The sequence below is a fragment of the Ruegeria sp. CG1 genome (genome assembly GCF_056537265.1).
The window spans coordinates 454,979-471,331 of record NZ_JBQFRF010000003.1 but is presented as its reverse complement, the minus strand read 5'-3'; the positions used below and the strand labels follow the sequence as shown (position 1 = coordinate 471,331).

The window sequence follows — 16,353 nt, the reverse complement described above, 5'->3', positions numbered from 1 at the left end:
CTTAGTCTTTCGATGTCGGAGATTGCGGCATCAGGAAGTGCCCCGTACCTTGCGCAAAGAGTTTGGCGTGATTGTCTTGCCAGGCTTCGACCCGGACAGAGGCATAACGTCGACCCGAGCGGTTGATGAAAGCGCGCGCATAGGCGTCTCGCGGCAGGCCCGACCGCAGGTAGTCGACCGTGAAGTCGATGGTTTTGGGAAAGCGGATATTCACGTCAGTCAGGATGTCCTCCGCACCGATCTCACCGCTTTCAATCCTGGGAAACATATGTTCCCAACTCAGCGTGATTACGGCAGTGACTTCCAGAAACGCCGCTGTCACCCCACCGTGGATAGCGGGTAGAAAAGGATTACCGATCAACTTCTCATCGAAATTCAGAACGCCTGTCAGTTCGTCCCCCCGCCGGTCGAATGTTATATTGAGGAACCGAATATACGGCACACCTTCGACCAGCGCGGTCAATGCGGCATCACGGCGTTGCTTGACCACCTGCATAGGTTCTGGGCGAGGTCTTGCCATCTCAGCGACCCTCCACAGTGAAGGCACCTGAAGCGGTGGCAACGGGACGGTCGCTGTCATCATCCGTCGCCGTTGCCCGCACAAAAGCCACGTTGCGCGTGATGTGATAGCAGGTCGCGCGGGTCCGGATACTTTGACCCGGCGTTGCGGCCCGCATGTAATCAATACGCAGATCGATGGTGGCGGTTCCTCCCGGGGCCGAGGGGTGGCTCATCACTGCGGCACCGCAACAGGTATCCAGCATGGCCGACACAGCCCCGCCATGGATCACGCCAGTCCGAGGGTCGCCGATCAGTTGCTCGTTATAGGGCATCGAGATTTCAGCCTCACCCTCTCCGATGTGGGTCAGATCAAGCCCCAAGGCCTTGGCGTGCGGAATCGCCTCGATGAACTGGCGCGCTAAAACTGTCTTATCGACCATGGGGTTGGGTCCTGTCTTTGTACCTGCCCCTTTATGGGCCTGCGTTTACACCAAGGGCAAGCCCACCTGTTGCGCTTGCCGCAACGACGCCCTAGGTTGCTGCCAAGGAGACCCGGAATGTCCGACACCCGTTTGTCATTCAAAGAAATGTGCGCCGAGTTCGACGTGACCCCACGCACCCTGCGCTATTACGAATACATCGAATTGCTGCAGCCTGATCGTGAAGGCAGATCGCGGTTTTACGGGCCTCGTGAATGCGCCCGGATGAAACTGATCATGCGTGGTCGAAAGTTTGGATTTCCTTTGGAAGAGATTCGCCAGTGGCTGCTGATCTACGAAGATCAGGGCAATCAGGCGCAGATGGCGACCTTTATCGAGATGGCCGATCGTCAAATGGAAGAGCTGCGCCAGCAGCGCGCGCAGTTGGATGAAGCAATGGATGCGCTTCAGCAATTGCGCGATCAGACCGTCGGCCTGCTGAAATAGCCCCTTCCCCTACGGCAAGAAAATTGCCGAAACCCCTGCTTACGCGACTGGATGTTACGTCAACTATTTTGTGACGCAGCGTCCGCATTACGTAAACGTCACTTGTGTGTTGTAAAACGCTCATCGACTGCGCAACTCAGATTGCATGACGCCAGTGATGAGAGTTTGAACCATGACCGAAGATCTGCTGACCATCCGCGAAATGTGCGAGACCTATGATGTCACGCCCCGCACATTGCGGTTCTACGAGGCCAAAGAGCTTTTGTTTCCGATCCGCGAGGGCCAAAAGCGCTTGTTCACCAAACGGGATCGTGCACGCCTGAAACTGATCCTGCGCGGCAAGCGCTTTGGCTTCAGCCTCGAAGAGATCCGCCAGCTTCTGGACCTGTACCACGTGGGTGACCAGCAGCTGACCCAGATGTCCCGCACTTATGAAATCGCGTGCGAGCGCCTTGCTGACATGGAATCGCGCCGCGAAGAGCTGACGCAGGCCATTGACGAACTAAAAGAGCAGTTGCGCTGGGGCGAAAAGGTTATCGCCTCGATGAAACAGGAAAAGAAGGCCGCCGAATAAGCCCGGCCTTTCGGACATATGAATTAAGGGAGCTTCACATGCCCGTCTATAACGCGCCAACCAAAGATACGCAGTTCATCCTGCACGATGTTCTGAAAGTCTCGCAGTCGGATATCCCCGGCTATGATGAACTGGAGGCCGAGTTTACCGGCGCGGTTCTGGAAGAAGCGGGCAAAGTTGCCACCAATGTGTTGCACCCGCTGAACGTGGTTGGGGACATCGAAGGGTGCCGGTTGGAAAACGGGATTGTGTACACCCCAACAGGTTTCAAAGATGCCTTCGAGCAGATGAAAGAAGGCGGCTGGACTGGCCTCGACATGCCGGAAGAGTATGGCGGCCAGAACATGCCTTATGTGATGGGTACTGCGGTAGGCGAAATGTTCTCGGGCGCGAACCAGGCGTTTGTGATGTATCAGGGCCTGACCCACGGCGCAGCCTCAGCCATTCTGGCGCACGGAACCGACGAGCAGAAGAACACGTACCTGCCCAATATGGTCAGCTGCGAATGGACCGGCACCATGAACCTGACCGAACCGCATTGCGGCACCGATCTGGGGCTTATGCGTACCAAAGCCGAGCCGCAGGACGATGGCAGCTACAAGATTTCCGGTCAGAAAATCTTTATCTCTGCGGGCGATCACGACATGGCCGACAACATCATTCACCTGGTGCTGGCCAAAATTCCAGGCGGACCCGAGGGCATCAAAGGTGTGTCGCTGTTTATTGTCCCGAAGTTTATCGTGAACGAAGACGGTACTCCGGGCGAGCGGAATGGTGTTTCGGTCGGCAAGATCGAGGAAAAGATGGGCATCCACGGCAATTCGACCTGCGTCATGAACTATGACGAGGCCACCGGCTGGCTGCTGGGCGACGAGCACAAAGGCATGCGCGCCATGTTCACGATGATGAACGAAGCGCGTCTGGGTGTGGGCATGCAAGGCCTGTCCCAGGCCGAGGCAGCGTATCAAAACGCCGTCGAATACGCCAAAGACCGCCTGCAGGGCCGCGACGTAACAGGTGTGAAGAACCCGGATGGCCCGGCCGATCCGCTGATCGTGCACCCGGACATCCGCCGCAACCTGATGGATCAGAAAAGCTTCACCGAGGGCGCACGTGCGTTCATCCTGTGGGGCGCGACCATGATCGACAAGGCGCACCGCTCGGGTGACAAGGATGCCGACGGGCTGATCTCGCTGCTGACACCGGTCATCAAGGGCTTCCTGACGGATGAAGGTTACGACATGACCGTTCAGGCGCAGCAGGTCTATGGCGGCCATGGCTACATCGAAGAATGGGGCATGTCGCAATACACCCGCGACGCCCGCATCGCGATGATCTACGAAGGGGCAAACGGCGTTCAGGCGTTGGATCTTGTTGGCCGGAAGCTGGCGCAGGATGGCGGCAAGCATGTCATGGCGTTCTTTGAGATGGTTAAAACCTTCTGCAAGGAAAATGCCGGCAAGGATGAAGCTTATGACAAAGCGTTCATCGAACCGCTGAAGGCCGCGTCCAAGGACCTGCAAGCCGCTGGCATGTATTTCATGCAGGAAGGCATGAAGAACCCTAACAACGCGCTGTCCGGTTCGTATGACTTCATGCACATGTTTGGTCATGTTTGCCTGGGCCTGATGTGGGCTCAGATGGCGAAAGCCGCTCGCGAAGCGCTGGATGGTGGCGCCTCGGACAAAGAGTTCTACGAGACCAAGATCAATACCGGTCGCTTCTACATGGCCCGTCGCCTGCCCGCGACAGCCATGCATTTGGCGCGCATCCAAACCGGAGCGGACACGGTAATGGCGCTGGACGCAGCGAACTTCTGATCTCAGTGTGGGCTTGGGCGTCGTAGCCCGAACCCACCCTTGGAGGAGACAAGATGCCAAAACGCTTTCGCCTGACCCGCCGCTTTCCCGTCGCCATGACCGAGGATGGCTATCGCAAACTCCGCGGTTTCGCGCGAGAGGCGGGATTGGATGAAGGTGAGGCTTTGTCGTTCCTGTTCGAGAATTTCAATAGCGTGATTGATCACGAGAACCTGACGCACAGATTGCGCATCTTCAACTCCGAGCTGGACGCAAGAAAGCGCTGAACGCGCAATACGCCTTGGGAGGGGCGCCCAAATGACCATCAAACTGCATTGCTTCGGTGAAAGCGGAAACAGCTACAAAGCCGCTCTGGCGCTTGAGATGTCGGGTCTGGAGTGGGAGGCGGTCTTTGTCGACTTTTTCAACGGCGCAACGCGCACCCCTGAATTCCGGGCCGAAGTGAACGAAATGGGCGAAGCACCCGTACTGGTAGATGGCGATTTTCGCACCAGCCAGTCCGGAGCAATTCAGGCCTATGTCACCGAGAAATCCGGAAAATTCGGCGGCAAGGATCGTGACGAAAATTACGAGATTTTCAGATGGGTTCTTTGGGACAACCACAAGCTTAGCTCGATGGCCGGACTGACTCGTTTTCTGATCAACTTCCTGCCCGAAAAGCACCGCAATCCGGATGTTATCGCGTTCAATCAGGGTCGCCTCAAGGCTGCTTATCAGACACTGAACGCCCATCTTGAAGGCCGCGACTGGATCGTTGGTGACGGCGTGACCAATGCCGACATCAGCTGCTGCGGCTACCTCTATTATCCCGAACCATTTGGCTTTGATCGCGCCGACTGGCCCAACATCGATGCCTGGCTGACGCGCCTTAGCGAACAGCCCGGTTGGAAACACCCCTACGACCTGATGCCCGGCAACCCGTCGGATCGAGCTTAAGGAGAAGACCCCATGACCGAAGCTTATATCTATGATGCCCTGCGCACGCCGCGCGGCAAGGGCCGCAAGGATGGCAGCCTGCACGAGGTAACCACGGTGCGCCTGTCCGCCCTGACCCTGAACGCAATGAAAGAGCGCAATAATCTGGAAGGTCACGCCGTCGAGGATGTGATCTGGGGCAACGTCACGCAGGTGATGGAGCAAGGTGGCTGTCTGGCGCGCTCGGCAGTTCTGGCTTCGGATCTAGATGAATCGATCCCCGGTCTGGCGATCAACCGTTTCTGCGCCTCGGGCATGGAAGCTGTGAACTTGGCGGCAAACCAGGTCAAAGGCGGCGCGGGTGAAGCCTATATCGCAGGTGGTGTCGAGATGATGGGCCGGGTGGCCATGGGCAGCGACGGTGCGGCGATTGCCGTTGACCCGTCTTTGGCGATGGAAACCTATTTTGTGCCGCAGGGTATCTCGGCAGATATTATCGCGACCGAATATGGTTTCAGCCGCGATGACGCGGATGCGCTGGCCGTTGAATCTCAGAAACGCGCTGCAGCGGCGTGGGAGGACAACCGGTTCGAGAAATCGGTCATCACAATCAAAGATCAGAACGGCCTGACCATTCTGGACCGCGACGAATATATGCGCCCCGGAACAGATATGCAGAGCCTTGGCGCGCTGAACCCGTCATTCCAGATGATGGGTGAACAGATGCCGGGGTTCGACAAGGTGGCGATGATCAAATACCCGCATCTTGAGCGGATCAACCACATCCACCACGCGGGCAACAGCTCGGGCATCGTGGACGGGGCGGCGGCTGTTTTGATCGGCAACAAGGAGTTTGGTGAGAAATACGGTCTGAAGCCGCGCGCCCGCATCAAGGCGACTGCCAAGATCGGCACCGACCCGACCATCATGCTAACCGGTCCGGTTCCGGTGACCGAGAAGATCCTGGCCGACAATGGCATGAAGATCGGCGATCTGGACCTGTTTGAAGTAAACGAAGCCTTTGCCTCGGTCGTGCTGCGCTTCCAACAGGCGTTTGATGTCGACCCGGAACTGGTCAACGTCAACGGCGGCTCAATCGCTATGGGTCACCCGCTAGGTGCAACCGGTGCGATGATCATCGGTACGCTGCTGGACGAGCTGGAGCGCCAGGACAAGGAAACCGGTCTCGCAACCCTCTGCATCGCGTCCGGCATGGGTGCGGCAACTATTATCGAGCGTGTCTGATGCCCAAGATTGATTTGTCCAAACTACCCTTTCAGAACGGGTCGGGCTATCCCGGAAAACTGGCGCGCGCAGGCGATGAACGCTATGTGCAGCGCCTCGGTGATCCGAATGGTTTGACCCAGTTCGGCGTCAATATTGTGCGGCTGGAACCCAATGGCCTGTCCTCGCTGCGCCACTACCACATGGAGCAGGACGAGTTTGCCATCATGCTCAGCGGCAAATGCATTCTGATCGATGATGATGGCGAGCATGAGATGCTGCCCGGTGACTGCGCCGCTTGGCCTGCAGGTGAGGCCAATGGCCATCACCTTGTGAACAAAACCGACACGCCCGCAACCTTTCTGGTGGTGGGCACCCGGACCCCGACCGAGACCGGCTATTACAGCGATATAGACATGATGGTGAAAGATGATGAGAACGGATTCTCTTTCACTCGCAAGGATGGCAGCCCGCTGACGGCTGACCAGATTGGAGATGACAATGACTGATTTCACCCTCAGCAAAGACGCCGATGGCGTCGCCTTCATCACCTGGGACGTTCCCGGCAAATCCATGAACGTCCTGTCGCGCGAGGCCTTCACTCTGGTCGGTGATCTGATCGATCAGGCGCTGGCGGATGATGAGATCAAGGGCATCGTTATCACCAGTGGAAAAGAAGGGTCGTTTGCAGGCGGCATGGACTTGAGCACGCTCGCCACGATCCGACAGGAGGCCGGCGACGAACCCGCGCAGGCACTGTTCGATTTCGTCATGAGTGGCCATAACATCCTGCGTCGGCTGGAACTGGCAGGCATGGACCCCAAGTCCAAAAAAGGCGGCAAGCCGGTCGCCTGTGCCATCAACGGCACCTGCGCAGGGATCGGGACCGAGATCGCATTGGCCTGTCATCACCGTGTGATGACCAGCAATCCGAAATCCAAGATCGGCCTGCCTGAGATTCTGCTGGGTATCTTCCCCGGTGGAGGCGGCACCATGCGCTACAGCCGTATGGTCGGCGCAATGGCAGCGGCACCCGTCTTGCTTGAAGGCAAGATGATGGACCCGAAGAAGGCCAAAGGCGCACAACTGATCGACGCGGTGGCGGATGATCCGGTTGCGGCGGCCAAGGAATGGGTACTGAACGCCAAGGAAGCTGATCTGGTAAAGCCGTGGGATGCCAAGGGCTACAAGATGCCCGGCGGCGCACCCTACCACCCCGCAGGTTTCATGACCTTCGTCGGCGCAAGCGCCATGGTGAACGGCAAGACTCAAGGTGCCTTCCCAGCGGCCAAGGCTCTGTTGAGTTCAATCTACGAAGGCGCATTGGTTGACTTTGACACCGCCTTGAAGATTGAGGCGCGCTGGTTCACCAACGTGCTCATGAACCCGTCTTCGTCAGCGATGATCCGGTCGCTGTTTCTGAACAAGGAGGCGCTGGAGAAAGGCGCAGTGCGGCCCAAGGACGTGCCCGATCAGCGGGTCAAGAAGATCGGCGTTCTGGGTGCCGGCATGATGGGGGCTGGTATCGCGCTAGTCTCGGCACAGGCCGGGATGGAGGTCGTTCTGATCGACCGCGATCAGGCGGCTGCCGACAAGGGCAAAGCCTATAGCGAAAGCTACATGGATAAAGGGATCAAGCGCGGCAAAGCGACGGCTGAGAAGAAAGAAGCCCTGTTGGCCCGCATTACCGCCACGCCCGATCTGGAGCACCTGAAAGGCTGCGACCTGATCATCGAAGCCGTGTTCGAAGACCCCGGCGTCAAGGCTGAAATGACCAAGAAGGTCGAGGCGATCATCCCCGAGGATTGCATCTTTGCATCGAACACCTCGACCCTACCGATCACAGATCTGGCCAGGGCCAGCGTACGGCCCGAGCAATTCATTGGCATCCACTTCTTCTCACCGGTCGAGAAGATGTTCCTGGTCGAAATCATCAAAGGCAAGGAAACCGGTGATCGTGCTGTCGCCAAGGCGTTGGACTATGTGCGCCAAATCCGCAAGACACCGATCGTGGTCAATGACGCGCGCTTCTTCTACGCCAACCGCTGCATTATTCCGTACATCAACGAAGGTCTGCGGATGATCACCGAAGGCGTCAGCCCTGTTCTGATCGACAATGCGGCGCGTCAGTTGGGCTTCCCCGTAGGACCCATTCAGCTGAACGACGAAACCTCGATTGACCTGGGGGCCAAGATCGCCCGCGCTACTAAGGCAGCTATGGGCAACGCTTACCCGGAAAATCCGGGCGATGATCTGATCTTTTGGATGGAAGAACAAGGTCGTCTGGGTCGCAAGGCCAATGCAGGTTTCTTCGACTATGACGACAAGGGCAAACGCGTCGAGTATTGGAAGGGCCTGCAGGACAAATACCCACATGCCGCAAACCAGCCCGACCTGATCGAAGTGCAGGAACGTCTGATGTTCGCACAGGTTCTGGAAGCCGTCCGTGCGCTAGAAGAGGGTGTTCTGGAAGACATCCGCGAGGGCGACGTGGGTGCGATACTTGGCTGGGGCTTTGCGCCGTGGTCCGGTGGCCCGCTCAGCTGGTTGGACATCATTGGTACGCCCTACGCCGCCGAACGCTGCGATCAACTTACCGAAGCCTATGGTGAGCGCTTTACCTGCCCGCCGCTGCTGCGTGAGATGGCGGAAAAAGGTCAGAGCTTCTATGGCCGCTTCAACCCCGAAGCACAGGCCGCCTGAACAGACAAAGCAGGCGCATGAACCCATGCGCCTGCTTTATTCTTATACACGTACTATTGCAGCTGCCATTCAGGCCGCAAGAACAGCGCAGGCATATTGGGCCGCCCCGGTCGCCCGGGTCGACGTACGCCCAACGCAGGCCGAATCGGGAAAATCGGTTCTTGCGGAATGGGTGCAGGTAACGCGGCCAACGGGTTGGTCAAAGCCGAAAGGTTCCCTTTGCCGGTCACGGCCTCGATCAGAAGATCGGCGTGTTCAGCATCCGCGACTTCATAGGCCTCAGGGTTTCGACTTGACCCGGTATTCATGCGACCGGACGGGCAATAAGCCTGAAATCCGCCCTCGATAAAAACCAGCTCATCCTCGTCAAAGAATAATGACGTGACATCGAATGACTGCGCAGGCGTGCTGGATTCAAGACGCCCCACCCCGCTGAGCATTCGAGCTGGAATGATCGAGACCCCCTCGATTCCAACACCAAGCTTGCCTTGATCCAATGCCATACCCTGTTCCGGCATCAGCCAGACTGGGCGCCCATTATAAGCTGCTCGGGATGGCACAAGGATCGGCAGATGCTCGGGCCGACGCTCGTCTCCAGCCACAACAATGCGGTCGACGCAAACGCGCCTCAGTTCTTTGAACCCATGGTCCCGTGTCCGCACCAGATCACCTGCAACCAGTCTTTCGACCCGTTTCCAGCCCCCTGTTGTGGACACTTTGGTTCCGTGCAGCAATCCCCCACGACGCGCTGATGCGGCCTGTCCCACAAAGGCCTGTCGGCCTTTAACTTCACGTTTCGAATACCCCGAAACACTCACTAACTCTAACACGTGCCGTCCCCCTGTTGGCACCTTCAAACAACTCAGAAGGTCTTAGAGTTGTGCCTCAATTGGACTTAGTTTTGCCACATTTGAGGCCAAATTAGGTCAGTTTCGCCGCAATTTACTGGTTTTGAATAAACAAATCAGTATTCCGAACGGGCTTTGATATGCATCTCGAAACGATACTATGACGGATACAAGCCGATTCTATTCCGTTCTTACTGCGCCGCCTGCTGTAGCGAGGATATCCGCCGCTCCCGCCACCCAAGCAGCACTCCGGCAGAGGCGATCATGCCAATACCGATAATTTGCATCTGCCCGACGGACTGCCCAAACGCCACCCAGGCAAAGAGCGGGCCAAATATCATGACCGAGTATTCAAAGACTGCGACATATGATGGCTCACCCAGTTGATAGGCTTTGATCAGCATAAAAACGGCAATTGTTGAGCCCACGGCCTGAACCACTACCCAAGGCAACGCGTCTTGCATCGGCCAAACCCAACCGCGCATCGCGAAGCCATCCGGCCCGACTGGCACGCCAACCGGAAACAGGGCAAGCCAGATCAGTCCGATCGCCCCCGCAAGCCCCAGTGTGACAACCATCGCCGCCAGCAGCGCAACAGTGCTTTCGTCGGAACAGTGGGTGCGCGTTACAACAGCGCTGAGTGCGTAAAAGAAGCCACCAGCGACTGGCAGTAGCGTCTTTACGTCAAATGATGTCGGGTCCGGCTGCAATACGCACAGAATTCCCGAAAACCCCAATAAAACAGCCACGATCCGCCAGGGACCTATGCGCTGCTTCAACAAAAGGGCCGAAATCAACAGCACGAATATCGGCGATGTGAATAACCCGGCAAGCGCCTGAGCGATGGGCATCAATGCCAGCGCGCTGAAATAGAAAAGCATTGCCAGCGTGATCAACACGCTGCGCACCGCGACGACACCAATCCGCCGGGGTCTCAAGGTGCCCAAACCCAATATCGACAACACCGCGATCAGCGGCAGCATCAGTAAGGCGCGACTTAGGTGAAACTGCCAAAGCCCCACGCTCTCGGCCACGCGGATCACGAAATTGTCGATCACGCCGATAATAGACATGGCCGCAACCATCAGCAACGACGCCATGATTGAATGGGTTTGTTGTTGTGACTGCATCCGCGCCTCTGCCCTTAATCAGCCCGTTCTGGCCGAAACTTACCCGGCACACTCAGCACATTTCACAAACACTGCGCAACAGGTTTGCGCCGCTGGTTTTCGCCATGCTAAGCTTGGCGCAAAATAATATTCGAGCAGCATTACCCGATGACCGCACTCAAACAGTACCAGCGGATCGAAGCCACCGGTCTGTGGCGTCCCTCGCCCGATGAGCAACGGCGCGAAGTAGTCGTATCGATTGGTGAAGCCACTCTGACGATTTCTGACTTCAATGACAGCGCGCTGACCCATTGGTCGCTGGCGGCGCTAGAGCGACAAAACCCCGGAACCTATCCCGCGATATTCAATCCCGACGGCGATCCCGGCGAAACACTGGAGCTTGCAGAATCTGAAACCACAATGATCGAAGCAATTGACCGGCTGCAGCGCGCCATCGACCGTGCCAGACCACATCCCGGACGGCTGCGTTGGCTCAGCGTTGCAGGGGTTGTTCTGGCGGTCTTGGCAGTGCTTTTGTTTTGGCTACCCAGCGCACTGCAGCGCCATGTTGTTTCGGTAGTGCCAGAGGTCAAGCAACAAGAAATCGGCGATGCAATCCTGCAGCGGATCGAAAGGGTGTCAGGCAAGGCTTGCTCTTCGCCTGATGCGCAAGCGTCGCTGGATCAGCTGGCGCGCCGCACCGGTGTCCGCCAAGTCGTGATCCTACCAGCAGGTCTGCCTGACAGCCTGAGCCTGCCGGGTGGAACCGTACTGCTAAACCGGGCACTGGTCGAAGATCACGAAGACCCAGCCGTTGCCGCCGGATACATCATAGCCGCACGCGCGCGGGCAACTCAGCAGGAACCGCTGGACGATCTGTTGGACCGTACAGGCCCGAGTGCCGCATTTCGGTTGCTGACCACCGGCGAATTGACGCCCGAGATCGTGGACACCTACACCGAGCAGGTTCTATCCGGTCCACAGCCGCAGCTAAGCGATGACGTGCTGCTCGCGGTTTTTGCACAGACCGCTCTGCCCTCGACCCCATACGCCTATGCGATTGATATCACAGGCGAGTCCGTTCTTGGATTGATAGAAGCCGATCCGATGGCGGGTCGTACTTTGGAACAGGTACTGCCCGACCGCGATTGGGTCCGGCTACAGAATATCTGCGGGCAATAGCACCTATTTGGTCCCGAACATCCGATCCCCGGCGTCACCTAGTCCAGGCATAATGTAACCCTTTGAGTTCAGTTCACGATCCAGCGCGGCCGTGACGATTTTGACATCCGGGTGCGCCTCTTTCATGCGCGCGACGCCCTCGGGGGCAGCCAGCAGACACAGAAAGCGGATATCTTTCGCCCCCTGCTCTTTCAGCAAATCAATGGCCGCAGCCGAGCTGTTGCCGGTTGCCAGCATCGGATCAACAGCGATGACCAAACGGTCCGTTAAACCCTCGGGAGCTTTGAAATAGTATTGGACCGGCTTCAGCGTCTCTTCATCCCGATAAAGCCCCACGAACCCCACTCGGGCAGAGGGGATCAGCTCCAGCACGCCGTCCAACATCCCGTTTCCAGCCCGCAGGATCGATACCAGCGCCAATTTCTTGCCCGCCAGAATGGGTGCGTCCATTTCTTCCATCGGGGTTTCGATATGGCGGGTGGTCAGCGGCATCTCGCGGGTGACCTCATAAGCCAGCAAAAGCGTGATCTCGCGCAGCAACTGCCGGAACACAGCGGTTGAGGTGCCTTTGTCCCGCATGAGCGTCAATTTGTGCTGCACCAATGGGTGGTCGACGACGGTCAGGTGATCGCTCATGATGTCTCCAGTCTTTTCTTGACCCGCGCGCGGGTCTCTTCATCGCAAAAGGCCGCGTTCAGGGCTGTTTCATTCAAGGCAGCAAAATCTTCGGCTTGCCAGCCGAACGCTGCATTCAGCATCTCATATTCGCGCCGCATCGTGGTATGAAAAAACGGCGGATCGTCAGTGGATACCGTGACGTTGACGCCTGCATCACGCAATTTCGCGATGGGATGGGCGGCAAAATCAGGAAATAGGCCCAGTACCACGTTTGAACCCGGGCAGACCTCAAGCGTTATGCCCCGGTCAACTAACTCGTACACAAGATCCGGGTCTTCGATGGCGCGGACGCCATGGCCTACGCGCTCGACCCCCAGATCACGGACGGCATCCCGAACACTCTCTGGACCGCCAAATTCACCGGCATGGGTCGTCAATCGCAACCCAGCCTCGCGCGCGCAATCAAAGGCCCATTTGAAATCGCCCTGCATTCCGACGGATTCGTTGCCGCCCATACCAAATCCGGTAATCCAGTCACCTGCAGTTTCAGCCGCACAATGGGCGCTGGCCTTGGCTTGCTCGGGTCCAAAATGGCGCACGCAAGTGATGACACCACGCAGGGTGATCCCGAATTTGCGCTCGGCCTCGTCTGCGGCGTCCTGAATCGCAGTCAGGTAATCCTTCCATGCATGCAAATCGCCACCGCCGCAGAAATCCGGGCTAAGGAATGTTTCGGAATACACCACACCATTCGCGGCGCTCTCTTCCAGAATGGCCAGCGTCAGGCGGCGGAAATCTTCGGGCGTTTTCAGCACCTCGCACGCAGCCTCATAAACGCTAAGGAAATGGGCAAAGTCGCGGAAATCATAAGAGCCGTCGGGTTTGAATACCCCGCTCAGGTCCACTCGTTTCTCATGGGCCAGTTGGCGTATGAAGCTAGGCGGAGCGGCGCCTTCATGGTGCAAATGTAATTCGATCTTAGGCAGGTCAGCGACTGTCATAGAAAAGTCCTTCCCGGCCCTTGCGCCGGTATGTTCAGGTGGTGCGCGATACTGGCGGCGATATCGGCAAAGTTCACGGGACCGATCTCGCCCGTGCCCTGCCCTGCGATCAGCACGGGCACTTGTTCACGGGTGTGGTCAGTGCCGCTCCAACTGGGGTCGTTGCCGTGGTCTGCGGTCAATAGCATCAGATCACCGGGGCGCAGTTTTTGTAGGATCGCGCCAATTTCACGATCGAACCATTCCAGCGCACGGGCATAGCCGCTGATATCGCGCCGATGGCCATACAGACTGTCGAACTCGACAAAGTTTGCAAATGTCAGACTGCCCTCTTCCGCCTCATCAACGAGGTCCGAAAGGTGGTGCATCAACTCTGCGTCCGAACCCTTTCGCAGCGTGTCGATCCCCTGCATTGAAAATATATCGCCAATCTTGCCCACCGCATGCACACGGCGACCGGCATCCTGTGCCCAATTCGTAAGAACGGGTTCAGGTGGAACGATGGCAAAATCCTTGCGGTTGGTTGTCCGGGTGAACCCCTTTTCGGGCGTTCCGACAAACGGCCGGGCGATAACGCGGCCCACTTTCATCTCGTGCAATCGCGGCGCAAGGGTGCGGCACATATCCAGCAGGCGGTCGAGCCCAAAGCTGTCTTCATGGGCGGCAATCTGGAATACGCTATCGGCAGACGTGTAGCAGATCGGCCAGCCGGTACGTATATGCTCGGCCCCCAGTTCTGAGATGATCGTCGTCCCCGAGGCATGGCAGTCGCCTAATATTCCGTCGGTCCCCGCTGCCTCGGCGGCAGCCTTGCTTAGCGTTTCGGGAAACGCTGGCTGGCGATCCGGGAAATAACGCCAGTCCCATGGCACAGGTAAACCCGCCAGTTCCCAATGCCCTGAGGGCGTATCCTTTCCCGGAGAATATTCACGTGCGCAACCCCACAAGCCCGTCGGCGCGGCCTCAAGGCCCGGCGTCGGTGCGCCCGAGGCCAGACGGGTCGCCGCCCCAAGCCCCATGGCATCCAGGTTGGGCAGTTGCAACGGTCCTCTCCGCCCTTCTTCCGCACGCCCCTCGGCACAAGCTTGTGCTATGTGGGCCAATGTATTCGCGCCTGTATCGGGTTTGGTGCCGTTGTAAAACTGATCGGCATCCGGCGCGCCGCCGATACCCACCGAGTCCATCACCACAAGGAAAGCGCGGCTCATGCGCAGATCCTTTCATGGATTTGCGGCGGTTGCGCGACCAGTTCGTCACTCAGCGAAATAGCATCCAGTACCACCGCCGCAGCCCTTTGCGCCGCATCTTCCCGCCCCGCATGAACAACCGCCAACGGAGCGCCTTTGGTCACCTTATCTCCGACCCTCAGAATGCCCGACAAGCCAACCGCCGGATCAATCTCATCGCTCTCGATCTGGCGCCCACCGCCTAGGGCCACGACTGCGAGGCCCAGCGCCTCGCCATCAATAGACGAGACATATCCGCCATGCGGAGCATGAACTTCCCGGATCACATTGGCCTCCGGCAAAAACCGATCCCATGTGTCAACGAAATGCACCGGTCCACCCACGGCAGCCATCATGCGTCCGAACCGTTCGGCTGCACGACCATCGCGGATCACTTGGGTTATTCTGGCGTTCCCTTCCTCTGCCGAAGCGCACATACCGGCATCCGCCATGAGAACGCCCCCCAACTCGGCCGAGATTTCCGCCAAAGGTGATCCCTGCCCGCTGGTTAGCGCCTTCATCACCTCAGCCACCTCCAGCGCGTTGCCCAGCGCGGACGCAAGGGGCTGACTCATGTCGGTGATCACGGCGGAAGTCCGGCAACCAGCGGCATTAGCTGTTTCGGTCAAGGCCTGCGCCAAATTGCGTGCCTCATCGAGTGTCTTCATGAACGCGCCGCTGCCCACCTTAACGTCCAGAACCAACGCATCCGGGCTAGCCGCCAGCTTCTTGGACAGGATTGATGCCGTAATCAGGTCAAGGCTCTCCACCGTCGCCGTCACATCGCGCACCGCATACAGCCGCTTGTCCGCAGGGGCGATCTGGCCCGTTGCCCCCACGATGGCTGCCCCTGTGTCTTTCAGCACTTGCGTCAGTCGCGCCTGCCCGATCTGAGTGGTCACTCCCGGTATGGCCTCGAGCTTGTCCAGAGTGCCCCCGGTATGGCCCAGACCACGCCCCGAGATCATCGGCACATACGCCCCGCATTCCGCCAAAGCCGGGGCAAGCAGCAGGCTGACGCAATCGCCAATGCCACCGGTCGAATGTTTATCGACCACCGGCCCGTCCAAATCCCACGTCAGCACCTCGCCGCTGTCGCGCATGGCAACAGTCAGATCAGCCCGCCCATTGGCCCCCAGACCGCCCATACAGACAGCCATCGCAAAGGCCCCGGCCTGCGCGTCACTGACGCCACCATCGGCCAGGCCTTGCGCGAACCACATTAGTTCGTCGCCAGTTGGTACTTCCTGACGGCGAAGTTTGGCGATGATCGAGCGCGCATCCATGAAGTCAGACATCCTCCATATGCGACGCGTCGAACGCACCGGGCAACAGATCGGCAATCGTGGTTTTGGTTTCCAGACCATCAACCGTCGCCATCGTAACGACCACATCCCCATTGCCGAATTCGGCCAGTTTCTGACGGCATCCACCACATGGGGGCACCGGCTGCGGGCTGCTGGCGACCACGTAGACCTCGGTCAGTTCTTTTTCACCAGCGGCGACCATTGCCGCGATTGCCCCGGCCTCGGCGCACGTACCTTCGGGGTAAGCAATATTTTCGACATTGCAGCCAAAATAGATCACACCTGAACTGGACCGGATCGCCGCCCCGACCTTGAAATTCGAATAAGGCGCGTGGGCATTTTCCCGAACGGCCAAAGCTGCATCTTTCAAAGACATGGCGAATCCCAATTTTTGATCAT

The 16,353-nt window shown here is 58.1% G+C and carries 18 protein-coding genes; 9 read left to right on the top strand and 9 right to left on the bottom strand.

Annotated elements, in window-relative coordinates; all coding sequences use genetic code 11:
- Position 1: 1 nt before the first annotated feature.
- Together ACR0AU_RS11845 and ACR0AU_RS11840 are read right to left on the bottom strand one after the other, a co-directional pair.
- Positions 2-520, bottom strand: coding sequence for a PaaI family thioesterase (locus ACR0AU_RS11845; protein ID WP_170391910.1), 519 nt, complete (start codon positions 518-520; stop codon positions 2-4).
- Between the two features lies 1 nt (position 521).
- Entirely contained in the window at positions 522-941 is a 420-nt protein-coding gene (locus ACR0AU_RS11840; RefSeq protein WP_010438901.1) for a PaaI family thioesterase, read from the bottom strand.
- Positions 942-1,058: 117 nt separating this feature from the next.
- On the opposite strand from ACR0AU_RS11840, the gene ACR0AU_RS11835 reads away from it, so the two are divergent.
- The 8 genes from ACR0AU_RS11835 to ACR0AU_RS11800 all read left to right on the top strand — a co-directional run bounded on the left by ACR0AU_RS11835 (position 1,059) and on the right by ACR0AU_RS11800 (position 8,663).
- Positions 1,059-1,427, top strand: coding sequence for a MerR family transcriptional regulator (locus tag ACR0AU_RS11835; RefSeq protein ID WP_170391912.1), 369 nt, complete (start codon positions 1,059-1,061; stop codon positions 1,425-1,427).
- Between the two features lie 172 nt (positions 1,428-1,599).
- The gene (locus ACR0AU_RS11830) at positions 1,600-2,001 is read left to right on the top strand and encodes a MerR family transcriptional regulator (protein WP_039536426.1); all 402 of its coding nucleotides are present in this window, start codon (positions 1,600-1,602) and stop codon (positions 1,999-2,001) included.
- 38 nt (positions 2,002-2,039) lie between these two features.
- The gene (locus ACR0AU_RS11825; protein WP_170512231.1) at positions 2,040-3,821 is read left to right on the top strand and encodes an acyl-CoA dehydrogenase C-terminal domain-containing protein; all 1,782 of its coding nucleotides are present in this window, start codon (positions 2,040-2,042) and stop codon (positions 3,819-3,821) included.
- A 53-nt stretch (positions 3,822-3,874) separates the two neighbouring features.
- Positions 3,875-4,087 carry a hypothetical protein gene (locus ACR0AU_RS11820; RefSeq protein WP_170391916.1) on the top strand — a complete coding sequence of 71 codons (213 nt, stop codon included), beginning with the start codon at positions 3,875-3,877 and terminating at the stop codon, positions 4,085-4,087.
- Between the two features lie 31 nt (positions 4,088-4,118).
- Positions 4,119-4,757, top strand: a complete 639-nt coding sequence (locus tag ACR0AU_RS11815; RefSeq protein ID WP_170420898.1) for a glutathione S-transferase — start codon at positions 4,119-4,121, stop codon at positions 4,755-4,757.
- A gap of 12 nt (positions 4,758-4,769) precedes the next feature.
- Positions 4,770-5,981 (top strand): acetyl-CoA C-acetyltransferase, encoded by a 1,212-nt coding sequence (locus tag ACR0AU_RS11810; RefSeq protein WP_480795705.1) that lies wholly within the window; start codon positions 4,770-4,772, stop codon positions 5,979-5,981.
- A complete protein-coding gene (locus ACR0AU_RS11805) occupies positions 5,981-6,469 on the top strand; it encodes a cupin domain-containing protein (protein WP_480795704.1) in 489 nt (162 codons plus the stop codon). Before ACR0AU_RS11810 ends, ACR0AU_RS11805 begins: the two co-directional genes overlap by 1 nt.
- Positions 6,462-8,663 (top strand): 3-hydroxyacyl-CoA dehydrogenase NAD-binding domain-containing protein, encoded by a 2,202-nt coding sequence (locus tag ACR0AU_RS11800; protein ID WP_480734536.1) that lies wholly within the window; start codon positions 6,462-6,464, stop codon positions 8,661-8,663. The genes ACR0AU_RS11805 and ACR0AU_RS11800 overlap by 8 nt, the downstream gene beginning before the upstream one ends.
- A gap of 53 nt (positions 8,664-8,716) precedes the next feature.
- On the opposite strand, the gene ACR0AU_RS11795 is transcribed toward ACR0AU_RS11800, so the two are convergent.
- Together ACR0AU_RS11795 and ACR0AU_RS11790 are read right to left on the bottom strand one after the other, a co-directional pair.
- Positions 8,717-9,493 carry a Hint domain-containing protein gene (locus ACR0AU_RS11795; protein WP_480439192.1) on the bottom strand — a complete coding sequence of 259 codons (777 nt, stop codon included), beginning with the start codon at positions 9,491-9,493 and terminating at the stop codon, positions 8,717-8,719.
- Positions 9,494-9,702: 209 nt separating this feature from the next.
- Complete coding sequence (locus ACR0AU_RS11790; protein WP_170594814.1) at positions 9,703-10,641, bottom strand: DMT family transporter; 939 nt, start codon at positions 10,639-10,641, stop codon at positions 9,703-9,705.
- Positions 10,642-10,788: 147 nt separating this feature from the next.
- On the opposite strand from ACR0AU_RS11790, the gene ACR0AU_RS11785 reads away from it, so the two are divergent.
- On the top strand, positions 10,789-11,802 hold the full coding sequence (locus ACR0AU_RS11785) for a hypothetical protein (protein WP_480795703.1): 1,014 nt from the start codon (positions 10,789-10,791) through the stop codon (positions 11,800-11,802).
- A 3-nt stretch (positions 11,803-11,805) separates the two neighbouring features.
- On the opposite strand, the gene upp is transcribed toward ACR0AU_RS11785, so the two are convergent.
- From upp to ACR0AU_RS11760, 5 genes are read right to left on the bottom strand one after another with little or no spacing between them, the layout of a single operon-like run.
- Positions 11,806-12,438 (bottom strand): uracil phosphoribosyltransferase, encoded by a 633-nt coding sequence (upp, locus tag ACR0AU_RS11780; RefSeq protein WP_170391930.1) that lies wholly within the window; start codon positions 12,436-12,438, stop codon positions 11,806-11,808.
- On the bottom strand, positions 12,435-13,421 hold the full coding sequence (locus ACR0AU_RS11775) for an adenosine deaminase (RefSeq protein ID WP_480795702.1): 987 nt from the start codon (positions 13,419-13,421) through the stop codon (positions 12,435-12,437). The genes upp and ACR0AU_RS11775 overlap by 4 nt, the downstream gene beginning before the upstream one ends.
- On the bottom strand, positions 13,418-14,629 hold the full coding sequence (locus ACR0AU_RS11770; RefSeq protein ID WP_480795701.1) for a phosphopentomutase: 1,212 nt from the start codon (positions 14,627-14,629) through the stop codon (positions 13,418-13,420). The genes ACR0AU_RS11775 and ACR0AU_RS11770 overlap by 4 nt, the downstream gene beginning before the upstream one ends.
- Positions 14,626-15,933, bottom strand: a complete 1,308-nt coding sequence (locus tag ACR0AU_RS11765; RefSeq protein WP_480795745.1) for a thymidine phosphorylase — start codon at positions 15,931-15,933, stop codon at positions 14,626-14,628. The genes ACR0AU_RS11770 and ACR0AU_RS11765 overlap by 4 nt, the downstream gene beginning before the upstream one ends.
- 4 nt (positions 15,934-15,937) lie before the next feature.
- Positions 15,938-16,330, bottom strand: a complete 393-nt coding sequence (locus tag ACR0AU_RS11760; RefSeq protein WP_170391936.1) for a cytidine deaminase — start codon at positions 16,328-16,330, stop codon at positions 15,938-15,940.
- Between the last annotated feature and the right edge of the window lie 23 nt (positions 16,331-16,353).

What these genes read in the sequence shown, in the direction of transcription:
- ACR0AU_RS11845 (WP_170391910.1), bottom strand. Translation starts at nt 520, where the DNA reads ATGGCAAGACCTCGCCCAGAACCTATGCAGGTGGTCAAGCAACGCCGT.
- ACR0AU_RS11840 (WP_010438901.1), bottom strand. Translation starts at nt 941, where the DNA reads ATGGTCGATAAGACAGTTTTAGCGCGCCAGTTCATCGAGGCGATTCCG.
- ACR0AU_RS11835 (WP_170391912.1), top strand. Translation starts at nt 1,059, where the DNA reads ATGTCCGACACCCGTTTGTCATTCAAAGAAATGTGCGCCGAGTTCGAC.
- ACR0AU_RS11830 (WP_039536426.1), top strand. Translation starts at nt 1,600, where the DNA reads ATGACCGAAGATCTGCTGACCATCCGCGAAATGTGCGAGACCTATGAT.
- ACR0AU_RS11825 (WP_170512231.1), top strand. Translation starts at nt 2,040, where the DNA reads ATGCCCGTCTATAACGCGCCAACCAAAGATACGCAGTTCATCCTGCAC.
- ACR0AU_RS11820 (WP_170391916.1), top strand. Translation starts at nt 3,875, where the DNA reads ATGCCAAAACGCTTTCGCCTGACCCGCCGCTTTCCCGTCGCCATGACC.
- ACR0AU_RS11815 (WP_170420898.1), top strand. Translation starts at nt 4,119, where the DNA reads ATGACCATCAAACTGCATTGCTTCGGTGAAAGCGGAAACAGCTACAAA.
- ACR0AU_RS11810 (WP_480795705.1), top strand. Translation starts at nt 4,770, where the DNA reads ATGACCGAAGCTTATATCTATGATGCCCTGCGCACGCCGCGCGGCAAG.
- ACR0AU_RS11805 (WP_480795704.1), top strand. Translation starts at nt 5,981, where the DNA reads ATGCCCAAGATTGATTTGTCCAAACTACCCTTTCAGAACGGGTCGGGC.
- ACR0AU_RS11800 (WP_480734536.1), top strand. Translation starts at nt 6,462, where the DNA reads ATGACTGATTTCACCCTCAGCAAAGACGCCGATGGCGTCGCCTTCATC.
- ACR0AU_RS11790 (WP_170594814.1), bottom strand. Translation starts at nt 10,641, where the DNA reads ATGCAGTCACAACAACAAACCCATTCAATCATGGCGTCGTTGCTGATG.
- ACR0AU_RS11785 (WP_480795703.1), top strand. Translation starts at nt 10,789, where the DNA reads ATGACCGCACTCAAACAGTACCAGCGGATCGAAGCCACCGGTCTGTGG.
- upp (WP_170391930.1), bottom strand. Translation starts at nt 12,438, where the DNA reads ATGAGCGATCACCTGACCGTCGTCGACCACCCATTGGTGCAGCACAAA.
- ACR0AU_RS11775 (WP_480795702.1), bottom strand. Translation starts at nt 13,421, where the DNA reads ATGACAGTCGCTGACCTGCCTAAGATCGAATTACATTTGCACCATGAA.
- ACR0AU_RS11770 (WP_480795701.1), bottom strand. Translation starts at nt 14,629, where the DNA reads ATGAGCCGCGCTTTCCTTGTGGTGATGGACTCGGTGGGTATCGGCGGC.
- ACR0AU_RS11765 (WP_480795745.1), bottom strand. Translation starts at nt 15,933, where the DNA reads ATGGATGCGCGCTCGATCATCGCCAAACTTCGCCGTCAGGAAGTACCA.
- ACR0AU_RS11760 (WP_170391936.1), bottom strand. Translation starts at nt 16,330, where the DNA reads ATGTCTTTGAAAGATGCAGCTTTGGCCGTTCGGGAAAATGCCCACGCG.